At 72.8% G+C, this 23496-nt stretch carries 19 protein-coding genes and 1 tRNA gene; 14 read left to right on the forward strand and 6 right to left on the reverse strand.

Features of this window, described 5'->3' with window-relative positions; all coding sequences use genetic code 11:
• Positions 1-21 precede the first annotated feature (21 nt).
• Entirely contained in the window at positions 22-1686 is a 1665-nt protein-coding gene (gene hutU / locus FJQ56_RS07850) for a urocanate hydratase (protein WP_211350892.1), read from the reverse strand.
• 65 nt (positions 1687-1751) lie between these two features.
• Entirely contained in the window at positions 1752-3308 is a 1557-nt protein-coding gene (gene hutH, locus FJQ56_RS07855) for a histidine ammonia-lyase (RefSeq protein ID WP_140008683.1), read from the reverse strand.
• Between the two features lie 160 nt (positions 3309-3468).
• Between hutH and FJQ56_RS07860 the strand changes: the two genes are divergently transcribed.
• From FJQ56_RS07860 to FJQ56_RS22090, 6 genes are all read left to right on the forward strand, one after another.
• Positions 3469-6054, forward strand: a complete 2586-nt coding sequence (locus FJQ56_RS07860; protein WP_170215312.1) for an amidohydrolase family protein — start codon at positions 3469-3471, stop codon at positions 6052-6054.
• 179 nt (positions 6055-6233) lie between these two features.
• Positions 6234-8000: an RCC1 domain-containing protein gene (locus FJQ56_RS07865; RefSeq protein ID WP_140008687.1), complete on the forward strand. Its 1767-nt coding sequence runs from the start codon at positions 6234-6236 to the stop codon at positions 7998-8000.
• A 143-nt stretch (positions 8001-8143) separates the two neighbouring features.
• Complete coding sequence (locus FJQ56_RS07870) at positions 8144-11896, forward strand: (Fe-S)-binding protein (RefSeq protein ID WP_211350787.1); 3753 nt, start codon at positions 8144-8146, stop codon at positions 11894-11896.
• Between the two features lie 171 nt (positions 11897-12067).
• Positions 12068-12643 (forward strand): pilus assembly protein HicB, encoded by a 576-nt coding sequence (locus FJQ56_RS07875; RefSeq protein WP_140008689.1) that lies wholly within the window; start codon positions 12068-12070, stop codon positions 12641-12643.
• Positions 12644-12760: 117 nt separating this feature from the next.
• Positions 12761-13585 carry a DUF4097 family beta strand repeat-containing protein gene (locus tag FJQ56_RS07880; protein ID WP_140008691.1) on the forward strand — a complete coding sequence of 275 codons (825 nt, stop codon included), beginning with the start codon at positions 12761-12763 and terminating at the stop codon, positions 13583-13585.
• Positions 13586-13630: 45 nt separating this feature from the next.
• Positions 13631-13798, forward strand: coding sequence for a hypothetical protein (locus FJQ56_RS22090; RefSeq protein WP_170215313.1), 168 nt, complete (start codon positions 13631-13633; stop codon positions 13796-13798).
• A 14-nt stretch (positions 13799-13812) separates the two neighbouring features.
• Here the strand turns inward: FJQ56_RS22090 and FJQ56_RS07885 are convergent, their stop codons facing one another.
• Both FJQ56_RS07885 and dcd read right to left on the reverse strand, forming a co-directional pair.
• On the reverse strand, positions 13813-14757 hold the full coding sequence (locus FJQ56_RS07885) for a siderophore-interacting protein (RefSeq protein WP_246084035.1): 945 nt from the start codon (positions 14755-14757) through the stop codon (positions 13813-13815).
• 167 nt (positions 14758-14924) lie between these two features.
• Positions 14925-15500 (reverse strand): dCTP deaminase, encoded by a 576-nt coding sequence (gene dcd, locus FJQ56_RS07890; protein WP_140008693.1) that lies wholly within the window; start codon positions 15498-15500, stop codon positions 14925-14927.
• 91 nt (positions 15501-15591) lie between these two features.
• On the opposite strand from dcd, the gene FJQ56_RS07895 reads away from it, so the two are divergent.
• The 4 genes from FJQ56_RS07895 to FJQ56_RS07910 all read left to right on the forward strand — a co-directional run bounded on the left by FJQ56_RS07895 (position 15592) and on the right by FJQ56_RS07910 (position 17961).
• Positions 15592-16347, forward strand: a complete 756-nt coding sequence (locus tag FJQ56_RS07895) for an SGNH/GDSL hydrolase family protein (protein WP_246084036.1) — start codon at positions 15592-15594, stop codon at positions 16345-16347.
• A gap of 13 nt (positions 16348-16360) precedes the next feature.
• Positions 16361-16432: transfer RNA gene (locus FJQ56_RS07900), tRNA-Gly, on the forward strand.
• 111 nt (positions 16433-16543) lie between these two features.
• Entirely contained in the window at positions 16544-17182 is a 639-nt protein-coding gene (locus tag FJQ56_RS22885) for a collagen-like triple helix repeat-containing protein (RefSeq protein WP_281284662.1), read from the forward strand.
• Between the two features lie 122 nt (positions 17183-17304).
• A complete protein-coding gene (locus FJQ56_RS07910; RefSeq protein ID WP_140008697.1) occupies positions 17305-17961 on the forward strand; it encodes a DUF2461 domain-containing protein in 657 nt (218 codons plus the stop codon).
• On the opposite strand, the gene FJQ56_RS07915 is transcribed toward FJQ56_RS07910, so the two are convergent.
• Together FJQ56_RS07915 and FJQ56_RS07920 are read right to left on the reverse strand one after the other, a co-directional pair.
• Entirely contained in the window at positions 17948-18754 is an 807-nt protein-coding gene (locus FJQ56_RS07915; RefSeq protein ID WP_140008699.1) for a hypothetical protein, read from the reverse strand. The genes FJQ56_RS07910 and FJQ56_RS07915 overlap by 14 nt on opposite strands.
• Positions 18747-19289, reverse strand: coding sequence for a SigE family RNA polymerase sigma factor (locus FJQ56_RS07920; RefSeq protein WP_140008701.1), 543 nt, complete (start codon positions 19287-19289; stop codon positions 18747-18749). Before FJQ56_RS07920 ends, FJQ56_RS07915 begins: the two co-directional genes overlap by 8 nt.
• A gap of 223 nt (positions 19290-19512) precedes the next feature.
• Here FJQ56_RS07920 and FJQ56_RS07925 point away from each other — a divergent pair, with 223 nt between their 5' ends.
• From FJQ56_RS07925 to FJQ56_RS07940, 4 genes are all read left to right on the forward strand, one after another.
• On the forward strand, positions 19513-21336 hold the full coding sequence (locus FJQ56_RS07925; protein ID WP_140008703.1) for a SpoIVB peptidase S55 domain-containing protein: 1824 nt from the start codon (positions 19513-19515) through the stop codon (positions 21334-21336).
• 108 nt (positions 21337-21444) lie between these two features.
• Positions 21445-21897, forward strand: a complete 453-nt coding sequence (locus FJQ56_RS07930; protein WP_140008705.1) for a nuclear transport factor 2 family protein — start codon at positions 21445-21447, stop codon at positions 21895-21897.
• Between the two features lie 45 nt (positions 21898-21942).
• A complete protein-coding gene (locus tag FJQ56_RS07935; RefSeq protein WP_140008707.1) occupies positions 21943-22755 on the forward strand; it encodes a hypothetical protein in 813 nt (270 codons plus the stop codon).
• 165 nt (positions 22756-22920) lie between these two features.
• Positions 22921-23379 carry an RrF2 family transcriptional regulator gene (locus FJQ56_RS07940; protein ID WP_140008709.1) on the forward strand — a complete coding sequence of 153 codons (459 nt, stop codon included), beginning with the start codon at positions 22921-22923 and terminating at the stop codon, positions 23377-23379.
• The last annotated feature ends 117 nt before the right edge of the window (positions 23380-23496 follow it).

Raw genomic sequence — 23496 nt, forward strand, 5'->3', positions numbered from 1 at the left:
GCGTAGGGCGTGTCCCGGGGCTCAGCCCTCGCGCATCGGCACGCGTACGTCGCGCTCGGCGGCGACCTCGACGGCGCGGTCGTAGCCCGCGTCGACGTGGCGGATGACGCCCATGCCGGGGTCGTTGGTCAGCACGCGCTCGAGCTTCTCGGCGGCCAGCGCGGTGCCGTCGGCGACGCAGACCTGGCCGGCGTGCAGCGAGCGGCCGATGCCGACGCCGCCGCCGTGGTGGAACGACACCCAGGTCGCGCCCGAGGCGGTGTTGACCAGGGCGTTGAGCACGGCCCAGTCGGCGATCGCGTCGGAGCCGTCGAGCATCGCCTCGGTCTCGCGGTAGGGCGAGGCGACCGAGCCGCAGTCGAGGTGGTCGCGGCCGATCACGATCGGCGCCGTGAGCTCGCCGGAGGCGACCATCTCGTTGAACTTGAGCCCGGCCAGGTGGCGCTCGCCGTAGCCCAGCCAGCAGATCCGCGCCGGGAGGCCCTGGAACTGCACCCGCTCCTGGGCCATGGTGATCCACTTGTGCAGGCGCTCGTTGTCGGGGAAGAGCTCGAGGATCGCCCGGTCGGTCGCGGCGATGTCGGCGGGGTCGCCGGACAGGGCGGCCCAGCGGAACGGCCCGCGGCCCTCGCAGAACAGCGGGCGGATGTAGGCCGGCACGAACCCCGGGAACTCGAAGGCCCGGTCGTAGCCGCCCTTGCGGGCCTCGTCGCGGATGGAGTTGCCGTAGTCGAAGACCTCGGCGCCAGCGTCCTGGAACTCGACCATCGCGCGCACGTGCGCGGCCATCGAGGCCTGGGCGTCCTTGGTGAAGCCGTCGGGGTCGCGGTCGGCGGCGTCCTTCCAGTCCTCGACGGCGACGCCGACCGGCAGGTAGGACAGCGGGTCGTGGGCCGACGTCTGGTCGGTGACGACATCGATCGGCGCGCCCATCTCGAGCAGCAGCGGGAACACCTCGGCGGCGTTGCCGAGCAGACCGATCGAGAGGGGTCGCCGCTCGTCGCGCGCCCGGACGGCGCGAGCCACGGCGTCCTCGACGGAGTCGGCCTGCTCGTCGAGGTAGCGGTGCTCGATGCGCCGGGTGATGCGGGCCTGGTCGACGTCGACGCAGAGGCAGACGCCGTCGTTCATGGTGACCGCGAGCGGCTGGGCACCACCCATGCCGCCGAGCCCGGCGGTGAGCGTGATGGTGCCGGACAGGGTGCCCCCGAAGCGCTTGTCGGCGACGGCCGCGAAGGTCTCGAAGGTGCCCTGGAGGATGCCCTGGGTGCCGATGTAGATCCACGACCCGGCGGTCATCTGCCCGTACATCGTGAGCCCGAGGTCCTCGAGGCGGCGGAACTCCTCCCAGTTGGCCCAGTCGCCGACCAGGTTGGAGTTGGCGATCAGCACCCGCGGCGCCCAGGCGTGGGTGCGCATGACGCCGACCGGCCTGCCCGACTGCACCAGCAGGGTCTCGTCGTCGGCGAGCGTGGTCAGCGAGCGCACCAGGGCGTCGTACGACGGCCAGTCGCGGGCGGCCTTGCCGGTGCCGCCGTAGACGACGAGGTCCTCGGGCCGCTCGGCGTTGTCGGGATCGAGGTTGTTCATCAGCATCCGCAGCGGCGCCTCGGTCTGCCAGGAGCGGGCGGTGAGGTCGGTGCCGCGCGCGGCGCGGATGGGCAGCCTCTCGTTGGTCGGGCCCACCTCGTCGGTCGGGCCCGCCTCGTTGGTCGGGCCCGCCTCGTTGGTCGAGCTTGTCGAGACCTCGTTCACTGCAATTCTCCGATCACTGCTTCGACGGCACGGACGACGGATCCGTCGGCCACCAGCTGGACGACGGTCTCGATCTCGGGGGCCAGGTGCCGGTCGGGTCCCGGCCCGACGGCCCCGGCCCCGTGGAGCAGGGCGATCACGGCCGCGGTGGCCGCCGACGGCACGAGCGGCGCCCGGAGCTCGACCCCACGGGCCGCGGTCAGCACCTCGATCGCGACGACCCGGGTGAGGCCGTCGAACGCCGTACGCAGCTTGCGGGCGGCCGACCAGCCCATCGAGACGTGGTCCTCCTGCATGGCGCTGGAGGGGATCGAGTCGACCGACGCCGGGACGGCGAGGCGCTTGAGCTCGGAGACGATCGCGGCCTGGGTGTACTGGGCGATCATCAGGCCGCTGTCGACGCCGGGGTCGTGGGCCAGGAACGGCGGCAGGCCGTGGTTGCGGGCCTTGTCGAGGAACCGGTCGGTGCGCCGCTCGCTCATCGAGGCGACGTCGGCGGCGGCGATCGCGAGGAAGTCGAGCACGTAGCCGACCGGCGCACCGTGGAAGTTGCCGTTGGACTCGACGGTGTCGCCGAGCACCACCGGGTTGTCGACGGCCGAGGCGAGCTCGCGCCCGGCCACGAGGGCCGCGTGGTCGACGGTGTCGCGGGCCGCGCCGTGCACCTGAGGGGCGCAGCGCAGGGAGTAGGCGTCCTGCACGCGGTTGCAGTCGGGCCCCCGGTGGGAGGCGACCACGCCGGACCCCTCGAGGATGCGCACCAGGTTGGCGGCCGAGGCGGCCTGACCGGGGTGGGGCCGCAGCGCCTGCAGAGCGGCGGCGAAGACGCGGTCGGTGCCGAGCAGGCCCTCGACGGACATGGCCGCGGCCACGTCGGCGGTGCGCAGCAGCCGGCCCAGGTCGTGCAGCGCGAGCACCAGCATGCCGAGCATGCCGTCGGTGCCGTTGATCAGCGCCAGTCCCTCCTTGACGCCGAGCTCGACGGGGGTGAGGCCGGCCGCGGCCAGCGCGGTCGCGGCGTCGACGAGAGCACCGCTCGCGTCACGGACCGGACCCTCGCCGATCAGCGCCAGCGCACAGTGGGACAGCGGGGCGAGGTCGCCGGAGCAGCCGAGCGAGCCGTACTCGTGCACGACGGGCGTGATGCCGTGGCTGAGCAGGTCGGCGAGCAGCTGCGCCGTCTCGGGGCGTACGCCGGTGTGCCCGGTCGCGAGCGTGGACAGGCGGAGCAGCATCAGCGCCCGGACGACCTCGCGCTCGACCTCGGGACCCGAGCCCGCCGCGTGCGAGCGGACCAGCGAGCGCTGCAGCGTGGCCCGCAGCTCCGGCGCGATGTGTCGGGTCGCGAGGGCACCGAACCCCGTCGAGACGCCGTACGTCGGGGTGGGGCTCGCGGCCAGGGCCTCGACGACTCCCCGGGCCCGGGAGATGGCGGCCAGGGCCTCGGGCGCGAGCTCGACCGGTGCGCCGCCGCGGGCGACCGCGACCAGGTCGGCCGGGGCGACCGGTCCGACGCCGACGACGACCGCCGTGGGGGATGACGGAGAAGACATGGGCCCCATCCAACGCCCCCGGGCGGGCGCGGGGCCAGGCCGGGGGTACGCACCGAGGCGTTCGTTCACCGGCGACCGTCGCCGGTCGGACCTACGATGAGCCGTCCGTGCTCCCCGTCACACCCTCACCGTTCGCGAGGTCCCCCTGATGCGCCCCGTCATGAGCCGTTCTGCCGACCCCGGGACCCCTCCCGGGTCGCCCCTGCGGCGGGTGCTGACCAGCGCCACCGTCGCCCTCGCCGTCGTGGCGGCCGCGCTCGCGCTTCCCTCCTCGGCCGGCACCCGGACGGCGTCGCTGCGCGACGTCAACGAGCAGGTGAAGGCACAGGCCGGGCTCCCGCACGTCGATCCCTACGGCACCCCGCCCCACACCCACGACCCCCGGTTCAAGAACACCCTGGCCCGCAGCGGTGAGACCGGCGCCGAGACCCGCGACCCGACCACCGCCGCCGAGGCCCGCTCCGCCGCGGCCTACGTCGCCGCCGAGCGCAGCCGCCCCGACCCCCGGCTGACCCGCGTGCCGGTGCGCCAGACCCGCCGGACCACGCCGCAGGACCGCTACGCCATGGCCGGCGGGTGCTACGTGCTGAGCCCGTCCCCGGGCCGCTACCTCAAGCGTGACGGCGCCGGCTCGACGGTCAGCGTGGTGTCCACCGGCTACCAGCAGGCGACCGCGTTCCGCTTCCAGGCCACCCGCCTCGGCACCTACCTCCTCTACACCCAGGGCCGGTTCCTCGCCGTCAGCGGCGGGGTCGGTCTCGACGCCGCGCCCAGCACCGACGCCGAGCTCACGGTCCGCCTCGGCGCCCGGGGCTTCACGATCCACCTGCCCGGCGCCCGCGCGCTGACGGCGTCCGGGTCCGACCTGGCGGTCGGCACGACCCCCACCCCGTTCCGGCTGCGCCGGGTCGACTCCTGCAGCGCCTACCCCGAGGCCCACATCGACGTCACCGGCAACCCCCACGCCGGCATCACGCCGATCCAGGAGGTCCGCGGCTACGTCGACGCCCACACCCACGGCATGGCCTTCGAGTTCCTCGGCGGGCGCGCCCACTGCGGTCGGCCGTGGCACCCCTACGGCGTCGCCTACGCCCTGGTCGACTGCCCCGACCACACCCTCACCGGAGGCAACGGCGCCGTGCTCGAGGCGTTCCTGTCCGGTGAGCCGACCCACGACCCCGTCGGCTGGCCGACGTTCAAGGACTGGCCGTCGCCCGAGTCGCTGACCCACGAGGGCACCTACTACACCTGGCTCGAGCGGGCCTGGCGCGGCGGCCAGCGGATCTTCGTCAACCTGCTGGTCGAGAACAACAAGCTGTGCGAGGTCTACCCGCTCAAGAAGAACAGCTGCGACGACATGGACTCGATCCGGCTGCAGGCCAAGGACATGTACGCCCTCCAGGACTACATCGACGCCCAGTTCGGCGGTCCCGGCAAGGGCTTCTACCGGATCGTCAAGAGCCCCACGCAGGCGCGCGAGGTGATCAACGCCGGCAAGCTCGCCGTGGTCATGGGCATCGAGACCAGCATCCCGTTCGGGTGCACCTTCAAGGCGGTCGCCGGCTCCGACGTCCCGGCCTGCACCGCGGCCGACATCACCCGCCAGATCGACGAGATGCACCGTCTCGGGGTCCGTCAGATGGAGCTGGTCAACAAGTTCGACAACGCGCTCGCCGGGGTCGCCGGCGACGTCGGCACGACCGGCGTGGTCGTCAACGCCGCCAACTTCCTCGAGACCGGCTCGTTCTGGGACATGAAGACCTGTGCCGACCCGACGACCGAGGACTCCGACCGCACCCAGTACGCCCTGCCCGGCGGCACCCCCGCCGCCCCGGCCCAGGACGCGATCTTCGGGGCCATCGGCCAGCTGTTCGGCGGGCTCCTCCCGGCGATCCCGGTCTATCCCGCGCCCCAGCACTGCAACACGCGCGGCCTCACCACGCTCGGCGAGCACACCGTCCGCGAGCTGGTGAAGCGCCGGATGCTCTTCGACCCCGACCACCTCAGCGTCAAGGCCCGCAGCGCCGCGATGGACGAGATCGAGCGGCTGCGCTACCCCGGTGTGCTCTCCAGCCACTCGTGGTCGACGCCCGACGCCTACACCCGGATCTACCGGGCGGGCGGCTTCATCGCCCCCTACGCCGGCGACTCGACCGGGTTCGTCGACAAGTGGCGTCGCCACGTCGGCTGGGCCGACCGGCGCTACTACTGGGGCCTGGGGTTCGGTGCCGACATCAACGGTCTCGGCGCCCAGGGCGCCGCCCGCGGCGCCACGGCGCCCCACCAGGTGACCTACCCGTTCCGCGGCCTCAACGGCGTCGTGGTCCACCAGCAGCACGCCGGCCAGCGCACCTACGACCTCAACGTCGACGGCGTGGCCCAGTACGGCCTCTACCCCGACTGGATCCAGGACCTCACCAAGGTCGCGGGCGCCACCAGGGCCGCCGACGGCGCCGCCATCCTCGACGACATGACGCGTGGCTCCGAGGCCTACCTGCAGATGTGGGAGCGCGCGACCGGCATCAAGCCCGACTCGTGCCGCAACCCCGGCCTGCGCACCTCGGCGACCCGGGTCAAGCAGCTGGTCCGCAAGGGCATGACGACCAACCAGGTGATGCGCGCGGTCGGGCAGCCGTTCACGCGCCTCGGGTCGACGTACGGCGTGTGCGCCACGGCGTCGGGCAAGCCCAAGATCATGGTCACCATCACCTTCTCGCCCGGCGGCCGGGTCACGAAGGTCGCCTGACCTGGACGCCTGACCTGGTCGCCTGACCCGGACGCCTGCCCGATCGGCCATTTCTCCGACGCGACCGCGACGGGGATGGTCATTCGCCTGCGCGCACCCGGCTGGCTGTGCTCGGATTCAGACGTCTGCCGCTCCGACTCCCCGGGCCGCGCGACCTACCCCGATCCCGGAAGAGAACGATGCGCCTCACGCACGCCCTGTCCACCCTCGCCCTCGCGCCCCTCGCGATCGGCCTGCTGGCCGTCACCGGCGCACCGACGGCCTCCGCCGAGACCGCCCAGCCGGCGCCCGACGCCATCCGCGTCAGCAAGGCCGGCGACGTCCAGGGCGCGCACCTGCCGTCGGGGCCGCTCGCCCAGGTGGCGACGGGCTACTGGAGCACCTACGCCCTCACGCTCGACGGCCGGGTGCTCGCCGAGGGGACGCCGTACGGCGGCGCGCTCGACGTGCCGTCGTCCCTGGCCGACGAGGACGTCGTGCAGATCGACGCCGGCTACCGGCACGGCCTGGCCCTCGACGCCGACGGCGACGTGACCACCTGGGGTTGGATGGACGACGCCAAGTCGGTCCCGGCCACCGTCCCCGAGTCCGTCCAGGACGCCGACGTGACGCAGGTGGCGGCCGGCCTGAACCACGACCTCGCGCTGACCAGCACCGGCGAGGTCCTCGCCTGGGGCGACAGCAGCGAGATCGGCCTGACGACCGTCCCGCCCGAGGTCGCCGACCTCGACGTGGCCTCCGTGCACGCCGGCTACCTCAACTCCGGCGTCCTGACCACCGACGGCAAGGTCGTCGCCTGGGGCTACGCCGGCCCGGCGCCGGCGTCGCTCGACGACGAGACGGTCGTGGCGCTGTCGCTCGGCGAGTTCACCGACGTCGCCCTGACCGCCGAGGGCGACCTGGTGATCTGGGGCACCGACTACTACGACCTGAAGGACGTGCCGCAGGCCGTCCAGGACGGCGACGTGGTCGCCGTCGACATCACCAGCGGCGCCATCGCGGCCGCGACCAGCGACGGCGTGCTGCACACCTGGGGCAACCACCCCGACCTCGGGACGAGCACCGTCACCACGATCCCGCCCACGACGGGCGCGCCGATCGCCGACGTCCAGCTCGAGAGCTACCGCGCGACCATCGTCTACGCCACCCTGGCCGACACCGCGCCGCCGACGATCAGCGGCGACGCGGTCGTCGACGGAGCCTTGTCCGCCACGAGCGGATCCTGGCTCACCACGCCCGACACCTACCGCTACCAGTGGACCCGGGACGGCGAGCCCGTCGGCACCGACGCCGCGACCTACGTGCCGACCGCCGCCGACGCAGGTCACGATGTCGCGGTCACCGTGACGGCCACCGCCGACGGGGTCAGCGGCACCTCCACCTCCGCGCCGGTGACGATCGCGCACGGGCAGTTCACCACGGCCCCCCGCGTGTCGCTGGTGGGCGTCGCCCGCGTCGGTCACACCCTGCGGATGACCGTCACCGCGGCGTCCCCCACGCCGGACAAGTACCTCCGTGTCTGGTACCGCGACAGCGAGCGGCTCGAGGCGGCCGGCGGTGGCTCGACCTACCGCCTCACCAAGGCCGACCTCGGGCACACGATCAGTGCCGGCGTCGTCGCCGTCCGTGACGGCTACCAGCCCCGCGACGTCTACACCCGCGACGTCCGCGTGGCCGTCGGCGCCGCCACCTTCCGCGTCGGCACCCTGGCCAAGGTCAAGCGCGGCGGCTCGCTGCGGGTCAACGCCGCCGGCCTGGCCGCCCGCGAGACCTACACGATCACCCTGGACGGCAAGACCCTGCTCCGCTCGCGCGCCAACAGCGCCGGCCGCGTCTCCAAGGTGGTCCGGGTGCCGTGGGCGGCCCGCACCGGCAAGCGCACCCTGGTCGTCGTCGGCTCGTACGCCGACCGCACCGGGCGTCGTACGGCCACCGTCACGCGCTGAGCACAGCCTCCTCGGGGTGAGAAGTTACCTGTCGGTAGGATTCTTCTCACCCTGAGGATGCGCTGACGGGCCGTACGCCGAGCAATAGGCTCGGCGGGCCCGTGGCGTCGACCCTGGGCCGCCGACCGAGTGGAGTCCACCGCATGTTCCAGACCGTCGCCATCGTCCTCGCGCTCGCGCTGACCGCCGTGGCCGTCGTGCTCACCACCAAGGCCGTCCGCACGATGGTCGGGGTGATGAGGCAGGGCCAAGCCGTCCTCGGCCGTCGCGACCAGCCGGCGCGCCGGACGTGGAACATGGTCAAGGAGACCTTCGGCCACACGCGGATGCTGCAGTGGACCTGGATCGGGGTCATGCACTGGTTCGTCTACCTCGCGTTCATCGTGCTGAGCTCGGCCGTCCTCACCGGCTACTTCCAGCTCTTCGACCCCGAGTTCGCGCTGCCGATCATCGGCCACTTCTTCCTCTTCGAGTGGCTCAGCGAGGGCATCGGCCTGCTCGGCACGGTCGGCATCGTCTTCCTGATCGTCTACCGCCAGCTGCACCACCCGCGCAGCCAGGGCCGCAAGAGCCGGTTCTTCGGCTCCAACTTCACCTACGCCTACTTCGTCGAGGCGATGGCGCTGCTCGAGGGCTCCGCGATCCTGTTCATCCGCGGCGCCGAGTACAACCTCGGCCAGGTCGCCAGCGACCACCCCGAGGACTTCGACCGGTTCCACTTCCCGATCAGCTCGTTCTTCGGCAACCTCTACCCCGACGGGGTCGAGGGCCACGAGGGCACGCTCGAGAACATCATCATCGCCATCGCGCTGTTCAAGATCGTGCTGGCGATGGTCTGGCTGATCTTCATCTCCGTCAACCTGCGCATGGGCATCGCCTGGCACCGCTTCACCGCGTGGCCCAACATCTGGTTCAAGCGCGAGGCCTCCGGCCGCACCGCCCTCGGCGCGGTCAAGCCGCTGACCAGCGGCGGCCAGGTCGTCAGCCTCGACGACATCGAGGAGCTCGACGAGGAGTCCTCGCTCGGCGTCGGCTCGTTCGAGGACTTCTCCTGGAAGGGCATCCTCGACTTCACCACCTGCACCGAGTGCGGCCGCTGCCAGTCGCAGTGCCCGGCCTGGAACACCGAGAAGCCGCTGTCGCCCAAGCTGCTCGTCACTGCGCTGCGCGACCACGCCTACGCCTCGGCCGAGGGCGACGAGACGGCCAAGGCGCGCACCCTGATCGGTGCCGGTGACCGCGAGGCCCACGGCGACGGCTCCGACGCCCGCGTCGACGACTGGTTCTACAACCCCGAGGGCGGCGCCTTCGTCATCGACGAGGACGTGCTCTGGAACTGCACGTCGTGCGGCGCCTGCGTGCAGCAGTGCCCCGTCGACATCGAGCACGTCGACCACATCATCGACATGCGCCGCTACCAGGTGCTCGTCGAGTCCAACTTCCCCGCCGAGCTCAACGGCCTCTTCAAGGGCCTCGAGAACAAGGGCAACCCGTGGAACATGTCGTCCACGGCCCGCCTCGACTGGACCAAGGGCCTCGACTTCGAGGTCAAGGTCGTCGGCGACACCATCGAGTCGCTCGACGAGGTCGACTGGCTGTTCTGGGTCGGTTGCGCCGGCGCCTACGAGGACCGCGCCAAGAAGACCACCCGCGCGGTGGCCGAGCTGCTCGACATCGCCGGCGTCTCGTTCGGCGTGCTCGGCAACGGCGAGACCTGCACCGGCGACCCGGCCCGCCGCGCCGGCAACGAGTTCGTGTTCCAGGGCCTGGCCCAGCAGAACGCCGAGGTGCTGACCGAGGCGAAGGCCAAGAAGGTCGTCTCGACCTGTGCCCACTGCTTCAACACGCTCAAGAACGAGTACAGCCAGTTCGGGGTCGAGCTCGAGGTCGTCCACCACACGCAGCTGCTCAACCGCCTGGTGCGCGAGGGCAGGCTGACGCCCGTCACGGAGGGTGCCGGCGCCCACAAGCGCTCGATCACCTACCACGACCCGTGCTACATCGGCCGTCACAACGGCGTCTACACGCCGCCGCGCGAGCTGCTCCAGATCCTCCCCGGGGCGACGTACGTCGAGATGGAGCGCAACAGCGAGCGCTCCTTCTGCTGCGGCGCCGGCGGGGCGCGGATGTGGATGGAGGAGAAGACCGGCGAGCGGATCAACATGAACCGCACCAACGAGGCCGTCGAGACCGGCGCCGACCAGATCGCCGTCGGCTGCCCCTTCTGCCGCGTGATGCTCTCCGACGGTCTCACGATGAAGCAGTCCAAGGACGAGGCCCGCGAGGAGGTCGAGGTCCTCGACGTCGCCCAGATGCTGCTCGCGTCCGTCAAGGGCGAGCAGGCCACCAAGTACGCCCCGGGCGGCGCACCGAAGGAGGACGCCGCCCCGGCGGCCGCGCCGTCCGACGTCGCGACCAAGGCCGAGCCCGAGGCCGGCGACGAGACCATCACCGACGACACCGTGGTGGCCACCGAGGACGCCGGCCCGCTGGCCAAGGCGTCCGGCGGCTCGTCACTCTTCGACGACCCCGAGGTCAAGGACGAGCCCGGTCAGACCGCCGACAGCGCCAAGACCCCCGCCGAGGAGGCGCAGGCGGCCAAGCCGGCGTCCTCGGGCGGGTCGCTGTTCGACGTCGGTGGCGACGCCGAGCCCGAGCCGGAGAAGCCCGCGGCGTCGGGTGGCTCCCTGTTCGACGTCGGTGGCGACACCGAGCCAGAGAAGCCGGCTGCGGCGGCAACCCCGGCGTCCGAGGACGGCGACGCGACGACGCCGAAGCCGGGTGGCTCCCTGTTCGACCTCGGGGGCGACGAGCCTGCGACGACGGCTGCGCCGGCCGAGGCGGAGTCAGCCGAGGAGCCGGCGGCTGAGAAGTCGGCCGAGGCGGAGCCGGAGTCGAAGCCGACGGCCGACCTCGGGTCGGGTGGGTCGTTGTTCGACCTGGTCGCCGACGAGCCCGCCCCGTCCGCGGAGCCGACGTCGACCGAGGCCGCCTCGACGCCCGAGCCCGAGCCGAAGGCCGCGGCTCCGGCCGCCGGCCTGGGTTCTGGTGGGTCGCTGTTCGACATCGCCGCCCCGGAGCCTCCCACGGCGCCCGCACCCACGGAGCCCGCCGCTGCCTCCGAGCCCGTGGCGCATGCCGACACCGCGGCGCAGCCCGAGACCGCGGCGGCCGACGACGGGCGGAGCGCCAACGAGGCCACCCCGACGGCTGCAGCCCCGGCCGCCGAGATCCCTGCGGGCGGCTCGCTCTTCGACATCCCGGCGCCCGCACCGGCGACGTCCGCTCCGCAGGCGGCCGAGCCGGAGGTGAGGTCGGAGCCGGCGCCCGAGCCGGCGCCCGAGGTGGCGCCCGAGGTGGAGTCGCAGCCCGAGGCCACCCCGGCAGCCGTGGCCGCGACCCCGACCGCCGAGATCCCCGAGGGTGGATCGCTCTTCGACATCCCCGCGCCCACCCCGGTCGCCGCGGCTCCGCAGGCAGTGGAGCCCGAGCCGGAGCCCGAGCCGGAGCCGGAGCCGGAGCCGGAGGCAGCGTCCGAGCCCGAGTCGGCGGCCCCGTCGAACCCGGAGCCGGACCCGGAGCCGGAGCCGTCCCCGTCCGACGACGGCCAGCCCGGGACGCTGTCCGGCGGTGCCGCCGTCAGCGCGGCCGCCACCGCGATCGCCTCCGACAGCTCGCCCACGGACGAGACACCCGACGCCCCCGAGGCGGCCGTGGATGTCGAGCCCGAGGCCGCCGCCGACGCCACGGCCGACCCCGACCCCGAGCCCGCGGACGACGCCGAGCCGGAGGCCCCGACCGAGGCCGAGGCGGCTCCCCCGACCGCGCGCAGCGGCGAGGCCCACCAGCCCCGCACCGACGTCGAGATCGGCGAGGGCTCGCTCTTCGACCTCTGACGGCTCGACCAGGTCGACGGGTCGTGTGCCTGCGGGCGGTCCCGGGACCGTCGACGGGCACACGACCACCACCCCCGAGCCCGTAGGCCTGACGTCACGCGACATCAGTTGGCGTCAGAATGGTGTCACCATCGCTTGACCTGACATCATCGTGATGTCACAGTGGTGCGCATGGACATCACCCCCTACGTCGAACACCTGCGCCGCGACCTGCTCGCAGCCGCCGACGGGGCCGGCGACGAGCTGCGCACCGCCGCCGAGCGGCTGGGCTTCGCGCTCGACCCGGCCGCCCGGCTCGCGCTGATGGAGGCGATCAGCCAGGCCTGCGCCGAGATCACTGCCGAGATGCCGGCGGGGGGCGTCGACGTACGCCTCGACGGCCGCGAGCTCGCCTTCGTCGTCGACGCCGCGGTCGCCGGCCCCGCGGCTCCGCCCGTCGCGCCGAGCCCGCCGGCCCCTCCCGCTCCGCCGGCCCCGCCCGAGGACGTCGACGACGGCAGCACCGCGCGCATCACCCTGCGACTGCCCGAGTCGGTCAAGGGCAAGGCCGAGGACGCCGCCGCTGCGGCCGGGCAGTCCCTCAACACGTGGCTCGTCAACGTCGTCCGAGCCGCGACCCGGCGCGACGGCGAGGCCGCCATCAACGTCGACATCGACCTGTCGAGCCTGCCGTTCTTCGGCGGCGGCGACCCGTTCGGCGACAGCCGCAGCCGACGAGGACAGCGCCGGATGACCGGCTGGGTCTGACCACCCGGCACCACCCACCCGACACCACGAGACCTCCGGGTCCGGCCCCTGGCCGGTCCCGCGGACGAGCACACCCTCACCCGCCCCTCCCACCACACCCCGACCCAGGAGCACCCGATGACCGAGCACCACTTCGAGACCCACGAGCCGATCGAGCTCTACATCGAGAACGGCAAGGGCACCGTCGAGGTCCGCGCCCTCGACACCACCGAGACCCGCGTCGAGCTCACCGGACCCGACGCCGAGGCGACCCACGTCCACCTCGACGGCCGCCGTCTCGACGTCATCGCCCCCCAGCACCGCGGCGGCTTCCTCACCGGGGAGCGGCGCCTCGACATCGTGGTCCACCTCCCCCAGGGCAGCGACTTCGTCACCAAGCTCGGCAGCGCCGACCTCGACGTCACCGGCCGGATCGACCGGGCGCAGGTCCGCTCGGGCTCCGGCGACGTCCGCCTCGACACCGTCGACGGCGCCTGCCTGGTCGAGACCGGCTCGGGCGACGTCACCATCGCGCAGGCCACGCAGGCGCTGCGCGTCAAGAGCGGCTCCGGCGACGTCGACATCCGTACGACGGCCGCGGAGGTCTCGGTGTCCACCGGCTCCGGCGACGTCAAGATCGACGACGTCACGGGTCCCACGGCCGTCAAGACCGGGTCCGGCGACCTGCGGATCGGCCGCGCCCGGGGCGACGTCGGCCTCACCACCGGCAGCGGCGACCTCGAGATCGGCGTGATCACGGCCGGCCGGGTCCAGGCCAAGGGTGCCTCGGGCGGCGTCCGGATCGGCGTGCCGCCCGGCGTCCCGGTCTGGACCGACGTCACGACCGTCTCCGGCCGCATCCACTCCACCCTCGACGGTGCCGGCCAGCCCGAGCCCGGCGCCGACTACGTCGAGGTCCGCGCCAAGACCGTGACCGGCGACGTCGTCCTCAGCCAGGTCTGACCCGTCCGACCCCGCCCCCACCCGTCCCGCGACAGGAGATCCACCATGAACGCCCACGAGCTGCTCGACTACGAGATGCGCCGCACCCACGCCGACGCCACCGTCGACCACGACGCGCGCAACCGCGCCACCCTGAGCGCCTCCCGGCGCCGCGCCCGGCGCCACCGCCTGGCCGCCCGGGTCCGCTCGGTCGCCGACCGCCTGGAGGCCTGAGACCGGTCCAGGGCTCAGGACTTCATCGACACACCGACGCGCCAGTAGCCCATGAAGGCCACCTGGTGCCGGTCGATCCCGAGGTCCTTGACCAGCGCACGACGCAGCCCGGTGACCACCTTCGACTCCCCCGCGATCCACGCGTAGAGCCCGTCGAAGTCGTGCCCGACGACGCGCACCGGTTGCTCGACGTCCTCACCCGAGGAGGAGTGGGTGGGCGTCTCCCACAGGTCGGGGTCGACCTCGTCGTCGGCGACGGCCAGGGGCACGGGCCGGGTGCCGAGGTGCTCGAGGACCGCCGCGTGCAGCGCCCCGCCACGCGCCGCACCGTCGCGCGGCAGCCACCGCACCACGACACCCTCCGGGTGCTGCAGCGTGAGCCGGTCGGCGTCGTACGGCACCTCGAGGAACGCGTGGCCCGCGGCGTCGCGAGGGAGCTGCTCGAGGATGGCGGCCACGGCCGGCACCGCGGTCTCGTCGGCGACGAGCAGCAGCGAGCGGGCGTCGCCGGGGACGAACTCGATACCGCCGTAGGGGTAGCCGCGTCGCGGTGCCATCAGGACCAGCCGGTCACCGACCGATGCCTGCGCACCCCACGTGCCACCCGGCCCGCACTCGCCCTCGTGCACGATGAAGTCGACGACCAGACGGGTGTCGAGGCCCTCGCCCCGCACCGCACGCAGCGTGTAGGTGCGCATGTGGCCGCGCTCCTCGACCGGACGCTCCAGCCAGGTCTCGAACCACGACTCGTCAGCGCCGGCGAACGACGGCAGCGGGTGGCCCGGCTCGGGGAAGATCAACTTGATCCGCTGGTCGTAGGAGTGGGGGTCGACCCCGAGCTCGGCGAGCGCGGGCGAGGAGAGCTCCACCCGCACGAACGAGGGCGTCAGCCGCTCGACCGCGACGCACTCGACCTCCTCGATCAGCATGGGCAGGTCGGTCGTGGTCGTGCTCGTCATCGAGAGCTCCGTCGTCGTGAGGTCAGCCTTACTTAGGCATACCTTACCGTGACCCGCGGTCGGCTTGTTACTGACCGTTCGGACTGCTTCCCTGCGCGTTGAAGCGCATGCCAGAAGTCCGAACGGTCAGTAACATCCGGCCGGCTGGGCACCCCCACCAGTCCAGGTCAGATGGGCGTGCGGTGGAAGCTCTGGAACGACCGCGACGGGGTGGGGCCCCGCTGGCCCTGGTAGCGCGAGCCGTACTTGGCCGAGCCGTAGGGGTGCTCCGAGGGCGAGGACAGCTGGAAGAAGCAGAACTGCCCGATCTTCATGCCGGGGTAGAGCTTGATCGGCAGCGTCGCCACGTTGGCGAGCTCGAGCGTCACGTGCCCGGAGAAGCCGGGGTCGACGAAGCCGGCCGTCGCGTGGGTCAGCAGCCCCAGCCGGCCGAGCGACGACTTGCCCTCGACGCGGGCGGCGACGTCGTCGGGCAGCGTCACGACCTCGTACGTCGACCCCAGCACGAACTCGCCCGGGTGCAGGATGAACGGCTCGTCACCCTCCGGCTCGACCACCCGGGTCAGGTCGGACTGGTCGGCCGCGGGGTCGATGTGCGGGTAGCGGTGGTTCTCGAAGACCCGGAAGTAGCGGTCGAGCCGGACGTCGATCGACGACGGCTGCAGCATCCCCGGCTCCCACGGGTCGAGCGCGACCCGGCCGGCGTCGATCTGGGCCAGGATGTCGCGGTCTGACAGCAGCACGCGGCGAACCCTACCGGCGGCTCGTCCTCGCGTAGCCGTGCTGGTCACCCCCACCCGTCCCGAGGACCCCGAGCCCGTCGAGAATGGCCGGGTGACCCACCCCTACCGCCGCTACGTCGCGCTCGGCGACTCGTTCACCGAAGGCGTCGGCGACCCCGCGCCCGACCGACCCAACGCCGTACGCGGCTGGGCCGACCGGGTCGCCGAGGTGCTGGGCCGCGACGTGCCCGACTTCGGCTACGCCAACCTCGCGATCCGCGGGCGCAAGATCGACAAGGTCGTCGGCGAGCAGGTCGCTCCCGCCGTCGCGCTCGACCCCGACCTGGTGACGATCTACGCCGGAGCCAACGACATCCTGCGACCGCAGGTCGACCTCGACGCCCTCGTGACGTCGTACGACGAGGCGCTGGGTCGGCTCGCCGCCACCGGTGCGCGGCTGGTCGTCTGGACGGCGTTCGACCCCGGCGGGTCGGCGACCTTCCGTCTGCTGCGCGGGCGGTTCGCGCTCTACAACGAGCTGGTGCGCGAGATCGCCGACCGGCACGGCGCCGCGATCCTCGACTTCTGGCGGATGCGCGAGTACCGCGACCCGGGCTACTGGGACCACGACCGGTTGCACATGGGTCCCGCCGGGCACCAGCACATGGCGATCACCGTGCTCGACCTGCTCGGCGTGCCCCACGACCTCGAGGACCTCCCGCTCGCGGCTCCGCCGGGGGGCGGCGTGCGCGACCAGCTCGAGTGGGTCCGCGGATCGGCGGCCCCGTGGGTGCACCGTCGACTCACCGGCCGCTCGTCGGGCGACGGCCTCGACCCGCGGCACGCGTCGTACGTCCGCCTCGGCTAGCATCTGCTGCACTGCGGATGTAGCTCAGTGGTAGAGCGCGACCTTCCCAAGGTCGATGTCGCGAGTTCGAATCTCGTCATCCGCTCTCAACACCGGCCCCCGCGACGCTGTCGCGGGGGCTGGTGCGTCTCCCGGGCCGCTTGCGGGTTTCCCGATTCTGCCGCGCCGTCGGCGACGCCCGGTCTACGTTCCCGCCATGGATACCAAGAAGCGGTTCCCCCGCAGCCTGCCCCTCGTCCTCGCGCTCGTCGTCGCCCTGATGCTGGGCTCGGCCGGTGGCGCCGTCGCCGCCCGCAAGATCACCGGCAAGGACATCGCCGGCAACACGATCACCGGCGCCAACATCAAGGACCGCAGCCTCACCCTGGCCGACCTCAGCGCCTCGACGCGCACGTCGCTCAAGGGGGCCAAGGGCTCCACCGGCGCCAAGGGCGCGACCGGTGCCAAGGGCGCCACCGGACCCACCGGACCTGCCGGAGCCACCGGCCCCCAGGGCGCCACCGGCCCGCAGGGTGACACGGGCGCCACCGGTGCCGGCTTCGATGACTTCAGCTACTACCAGGCGGTCGCCACCGCCGTCCCGGCCAACACCAACGACTTCGTCGTCGAGGGTGACTGCCCCACCGGTCAGAGCATCGTCAGCGCGTTCGCCTACTGGGCGACCGACAACTCGCCCCTCCAGGTGTCGGTCGGGTTCATCAACGACACCACGATGGCCGCCGTCGCCTACAGCACCGGCGTCTCCGCCACCCAGAACGCCACCCTCCAGTTCAGCTGCGCCACCATGGCGCTGCCCGCCAAGGCTGCCCGCCGCATGCTCGACGTCAAGCGCTGAGCCAGCCGCACCCCACCACACCCAGCCGCACCCACCAGGCCGCCCGCCGTCCCGAGCCCCGGGTCGGCGGGCGGACCCGTCCCCGGGACGGCCCGGCCGCTGCGACTCCGTAAGGTCGTGACGTGCAGTTCTCCGGCTTCCCCGTCGCCGCCCTCGACTTCTACGACGACCTCGAGCTCGACAACACCCGGTCGTTCTGGGAGTCCCACAAGGCCGTCTACGACGAGTCGGTCAAGCAGCCGTTCACCGCGCTGACCACGATGCTCGCGCCGGAGTTCGGGGCGGCCAAGATCTTCCGCCCCTACCGCGACGTCCGGTTCGCCAAGGACAAGACGCCCTACAAGACCCACCAGGGCGCGTTCGTGGCGGCCGGCCCGTCGCTCGGCTGGTACGTCGAGCTGTCACCTCGCGGGGTGCGCGTCGGCGGTGGCTTCTACGAGGCCTCCGGCGCACGCCTCGGCGCGATCCGCGACGCCATCGACGACGACACGACCGGTCCGGCGCTCGAGCGGCTGCTGGCCAGGCTCGCGAAGGCCGGCTTCGAGGTCGGCGGCGAGCGGCTCAAGACGACCCCGCGCGGCTACGACGCCACCCACCCCCGGATCGACCTGCTGCGCCACAAGCAGCTCGTGGTCGGCCGGCCCTACGGCTTCGAGAAGGTCATCCACACCCCCGCCGTCGCCACGTTGGTGCGCGACGACTGGCGCGCGCTGAAGCCCTTGATCACCTGGCTCCAGCGCGCCGTCGCCGGCGTCCCCGAGGACCTCAGGATCCGCTGAACCACCGGTCGGTGAGCGCGACCCGCTCGAGCTCGGCCGCCGAGATCGGCGGCTCGTCGAGAACCGGGGACTCCTTGCCGTCGCCGTTGGTCGTCACCACGCTGACCACGTAGCCGTGCCGCCAGGCCATCACGCTCCGGGCCGTCACTCCGTCACCCGTCTCGGGTCCGTGGCGGAGCAGCTCGACACCGTCGCGCACGACGCACTCGCCGCCGGGCCGGCCGTCGGGCTGGTCGGCCGGGTCGACGAGCGCGGCGCAGGACGCCAGCGCGTCGGCGCGCTCGATCCCGAACGTCGTGTCGGTGCCGTCGTACGAGAAGTGGACGAGCCGGCGCTGCGGCAGGTCGACCGCCTCGGACCCGGTGACGGTCGAGATCGGGCCTACCTCGCCCCCGAGCAGCTCCCCGAACACCGCGGGCACGTCGCCGGCGGCGACGACCAGCCCCGCGTCGACCTCGCCGGATGGCGGGGTGGTCGGAGCCGTCGGGACGAGCGCGGTGCCGGTGGGCGCCGACGGGGCGGGTCCCGTCGCCGTGGTGACGCCGGCGTACCCGGGTCCGTCACCAGGGCCTCGGGCATCGCCGACCAGCCCCGGACCCACGCTCGCCGCGACGCCGATGACGCCGACCACGGCGGCCGCGACGAGCGAGGTCCCGACACGGCGACGCCGGCGGATCGTGCGGCCGCGGGCGATGCCGCCGCGCACGATCAGGTCGACGTCGACCGTGAGGTCGTCGGTGGCGTCGCGCAGGAGCTGGGACGCCGCAGGGTGGAGTGACCGAGGATCAGTCATGGGTGGTGCCTCTCTCGGGGACGTGCACGATGAGCGAGGTGTCGAGCAACGGTCGGATGCGCTCGAGGGCGCGCATGCTGCGGTTGCGGACCGCACCGGCGGAGACCCCCATGCGCTGGGCGGTCTCGGCGACGCTGAGGTCCTCGAGGTAGCGCAGCACCAGCACGGCACGGTCGTCGGGCCCGAGCCCGGCGAGCGCCTCGTCCAGCGCCATCCGCGTCTCCACCGCGCCGGCCATGTCGTCGGGGGCACCGGCGACGGGTCGGTCGGGCAGGTCGGCGTACGGCCGTTCGGTGCTGCTCCGACGGCGGCGGCTGCTCAGGAACGTGCGCGTGAGCGCCGTGTGGGCGTAGGCCACCGGGTTCTCGATCGGGCTCCGGAGGGTGGCGTGCCACCGCACGTAGACCTTGGCCAGGGTGTCCTGGACGAGGTCCTCGGCGAGGTGGGCGTCACCGCAGAGCAGTCGGGCAGACCTCAGCAGACCGGGGGTCCGCGCCACGGCGAACTCCTCGAACTCCTGCGTCCTGGTCGACATCTCGCTCCTGATGGTCGGTCGGCGTCACTGCTAGGACGCCGCCACCCCTCCTGACGTCACAGCCGGTGTCACACCCGGTGTCACGCCGTCGCTCGTCCCGAGCGCCTCCCCCATCCGTTCACCTCGGGATTCTCCGGTTCCTGAGTCAGGAGCCGCGCTGGTGCCTACGCTTCCGGTCGCAGGCACGACGATCGTCGTGCCGCCGCCGATCGAAGGTAACCACGTGTCTCTCACCCCCCGCCGCCGTCGGCTGCTCTCGCTCGCGATGGCAGCCACCCTGAGCCTGGGCCTGCCCGCCGCGGGCTTCTCCGTCCTGGCCGGCCCCGCCCACGCCGCCGGTCCGGCCGGCGACTGCGTCCAGCCCTTCCCGCTCTCCGGGATCGCGGCCGGTGACGAGGTCGAGGGGCTGACCGTCGTCTCGGGCACCACCCCCACCGGCTTCACCGGCGAGATCCTGGGTGTGCTCGAGGACGGCATCGCCCCCGACATCGACATGATCATGATCGACCTCGACATGCCGGAGTTCGCGCGCACCGGCGGCGTCTGGTCGGGCATGTCCGGCTCGCCGGTGTACGCCGCCGACGGCCGGCTCATCGGCGCCGTCGCCTACGGCCTGTCCAACGGCCCCTCCCCGATCGCCGGCGTGACGCCGTTCGAGGACATGAACGACCACCTCGCCAGCAGCACCGACCTGCGCACCAGCCCGAAGCGCCTGGGCAAGGCCGACGCCCGCACGGTCGCCGCGCGGGCCGGCATCAGCGTCGCCCGGGCCGAGCAGGGGTTCAAGGAGCTCCCGACGCCGATGGGCGTCAGCGGACTGTCCGCGCGCCGCCTGGCGCAGCTGCAGGCCAAGGGGCCGGACTTCATCACCAAGTCCACCTACGTCCTCGGCAAGACGTCCGGTGACAAGGCCGCCGGCCCCGAGACCATCGTCGCCGGCGGCAACCTGGCCAGCTCCGTGGCCTACGGCGACGTCGCCATGGCCGGGGTCGGCACCGCGACCTCGGTCTGCGGCGACACCGTCGTCGGCTTCGGCCACCCCCTCGCGCTCCTCGGCGCGACCACGGAGGCGCTGCACCCGGCCGACGCCGTCTACATCCAGCCCGACTCCCTCGGCGCGCCGTTCAAGGTCGCCAACCTCGCCCCGCCCGTCGGCACCATCACCGACGACCGCACCACCGGCATCACGGGCACGTTCGGCGCACTCCCGGACACCACCGACATCAGCTCTCAGGTCACCTACGGCGCCCGGTCCCGTACCGGCACGACCGCGGTCTCGGTCCCGGCGTACGCCGGCGAGGCGACCTTCTACCAGCTCGTCGCCAACCAGGACCGCGTCGTCGACGGCCCCTCCAGCGGCACGCAGCTGCTCACCTGGGCGATCACCGGCACCGACAACGGCAAGCCGTTCTCGCTGACCTACACCGACCGGTGGACCAGCACCGACCTGTCCGAGCCGTCCTACAGCGTCGCCATCCTGGTCGACGAGCTCAACGCCATCGACGGCGTCTCCGTCAAGACCGTCACGGCCAAGGCCGGCGTCACCGACAGCCTCGCGCGCCACACGCTGGTCGGCATCGAGCAGCGCCGCGGCGGTGCCGGTGGCCCGTGGGTGCGCGTCTCGGAGCGTTCGCCCATCGTCGGCAGGGCCGGCAAGCCGGTCCAGCTCCGGGTCGTCCTCGGCGGCACGGCCGGCAAGAAGACCGTGACGCTGTCGCGCGTCATCCTGCCCAGCAAGGCCAAGGGCCAGATCTTCCTGGTCGCCCAGGGCGGCGACCAGGGCGACGACGAGTTCTTCTTCGACGAGGAGGGCGAGGGCACCGACGAGGCCAGCGTGGCCGCGGTCCGCTCCGGCCTGTCCCACCAGCTCCGGCACGACCGGATCCGGGTCCAGGTCGGCACGCCCGACAAGCTCGACCTCGGCTGGTGGGGTGACGACGGGGACTACCGCCGCTCGCGCGGGGTCTCGTTCGTCCGCACCCAGACCACCCGCCCGCTGGACAGCGTCGTCGGAGGTACGACGCTCCTGCCGGTCGTCGTCCGCTGATCCCTCCCACACGACGCCCGACGCCCGGGGGCCGGCTCGCGCCGGCCCCCGGGCGTCGTGCCGTGACTGAACTAGAACACGTTGCAGTTCTCGTCGTACGATGACGGCGTGATCACCTCCGACGCCATCACCTGGCTCGCCGCCGACGACGACCACCCGGCGCGACGGGCGAGCCAGCGGTCCTACTCGGCGGTGGCCAAGGGCGACCTGGCCGAGTGGCTGACGATCTACTCCGACCAGGCGGTGCTGGAGGACCCGGTCGGCCCGTCGATGTTCGACCCCGAGGGCGCGGGCCACCGCGGCCACGCGGGCATCTCCGCGTTCTGGGAGAAGGCCATCGCCCCGATCGCGACCTTCGAGTTCACGATCACCGAGTCGCTGGCCAACCCCGGCAGCAACACCTGCGCCAACGTCGGCAGCATCCGGACGGCGTTCGCCGACGGCTCCTCCACCGTCACCGACCTGGTCATGGTCTACGTCGTCGACGACGACGGGCTGGTGCTGTCGATGAGGGCGTTCTGGGAGCCCGAACGAACGATGGCCTCGTTCACCACAGCCTGAGGCTGCGTTCATCCCACGCTCATGCGCGGGTGTCATCCTGGCGAGGTGGGCAAGCAGCGGCGCGCGTATCTCCATGTCGGGCTCGACGACGGCTCGGGCTCGGTCCTCGACGACGCCCTGGCCGCCCACGAGCACGCGCTCCTCGACCTGCACGTACGCCGCCCCGCCGACGCCCCCGCCACGTTCCGGGCCGTGCTCGACGTCCTCGACCTGCACGGCGACTGGGGCTACCAGCGCGACGAGGTCGACGGCGCCTGGACCGATCTCGTCGCCCGCGCCCGCAAGGGCCGCGACACCATCGTGATCAGCCAGTCGCTGCTGGCGCGGGCCGAGCCCGACCGCGCCCGCCGCGTCGTGGAGGCCCTTGACGGCTTCGACGTCCACGCCGTCGTCACCGCGCGCGCCCCCCGACCCGGCAGCCCGGCCGGCGGCTCGGGCCGCGACCTGGCCGAGGTGCTGCCCCGCTGGGCCGGTGCCGTCGGTGCAGCCGACCGGGTCCACGTGCTGCTCGGCGACCCGGAGGCCACCTGGAAGGCCCTCGGGCGCGTCGCCGGCTTCGGCACCGCCTCGCTGCGGGTGGCCGCGCCGACCCCCGGAGCCCCCACCCTCGTCGACCCCGAGACCGCCGCCGCCTGGCGCGCGGTCCTCGGCGCGTCGTCGTACGACGTCGTCGGCGACCCCGACGTCCTGACCGGTCCTGCCCCCGACGACTCCCTCGCTGCGGTCGCGGCCGCCCTGGCCGAGGCTCACGACGAGCTGAGCCGCCTGCGACACCGCACCACCGACCTCGAGCACCGCCTCGCCAGGGCCGAGCGCAAGCGCCGCAAGCTCAAGCGGCGCCTGTCCGAGCTCGACTGACCCACACGGGAAGCTCCGCTCCGCGCGTCCGCGCACGGGCCCGTCCTGGTGGCCCTCGGGGGCCCGGTCGACGTGGATGTCGGCGTCCTCGACCGTCTCCGGGACGGCCGTCGAGTCGGTCTGATGGTGCAGTTTCCGACCCGAGATATCTGACACACTGGCCCCATGCGCGTTTCCGCCAAGTCCGACTACGCACTGCGGGCACTCATCGAGATGGCCGGCCGCGTGGACGCCAAGGCGGTCAGTGCCGAGGAGCTCGGCCGACTGCAGGACATCCCCCACGGGTTCCTCCAGGCGATCCTCGCCGACCTGCGCCGCGGCGGCATCGTGATGTCCCAGCGCGGCCAGTCCGGTGGCTGGAGGATGGGCCGCCCCGCCGCCGAGGTGTCCGTCGCCGACGTGATCCGCGCCGTCGACGGCCCCCTGGTCTCCGTCTACGGCCTGCGCCCCGAGTCCGTCACCTACAACGAGCAGGCCGACGTGCTCCAGCACGTCTGGATCGCCGCCCGCCGCTCCCTGCGCGACGTCTTCGAGGCCGTCTCGATCCAACAGCTCGCCGACGGCAAGCTCCCCAAGGCCGTCACCTCGCGGACCGCCGACGAGGACGCCTGGCAGCCGCACTGAGTCGACGTGTCGCCGGGCGGCTTTCGGTCGGCTCGGGCTGTGGCCCGGGCGCCGGGCGTTCCGACGGAGACCCGATCACCGTCGGGCAGGCACCGCCTGGTGATGACTGTCGTCTCG

The organism is Nocardioides plantarum (genome assembly GCF_006346395.1).
In the GTDB taxonomy this organism is placed as follows: domain Bacteria; phylum Actinomycetota; class Actinomycetes; order Propionibacteriales; family Nocardioidaceae; genus Nocardioides; species Nocardioides plantarum.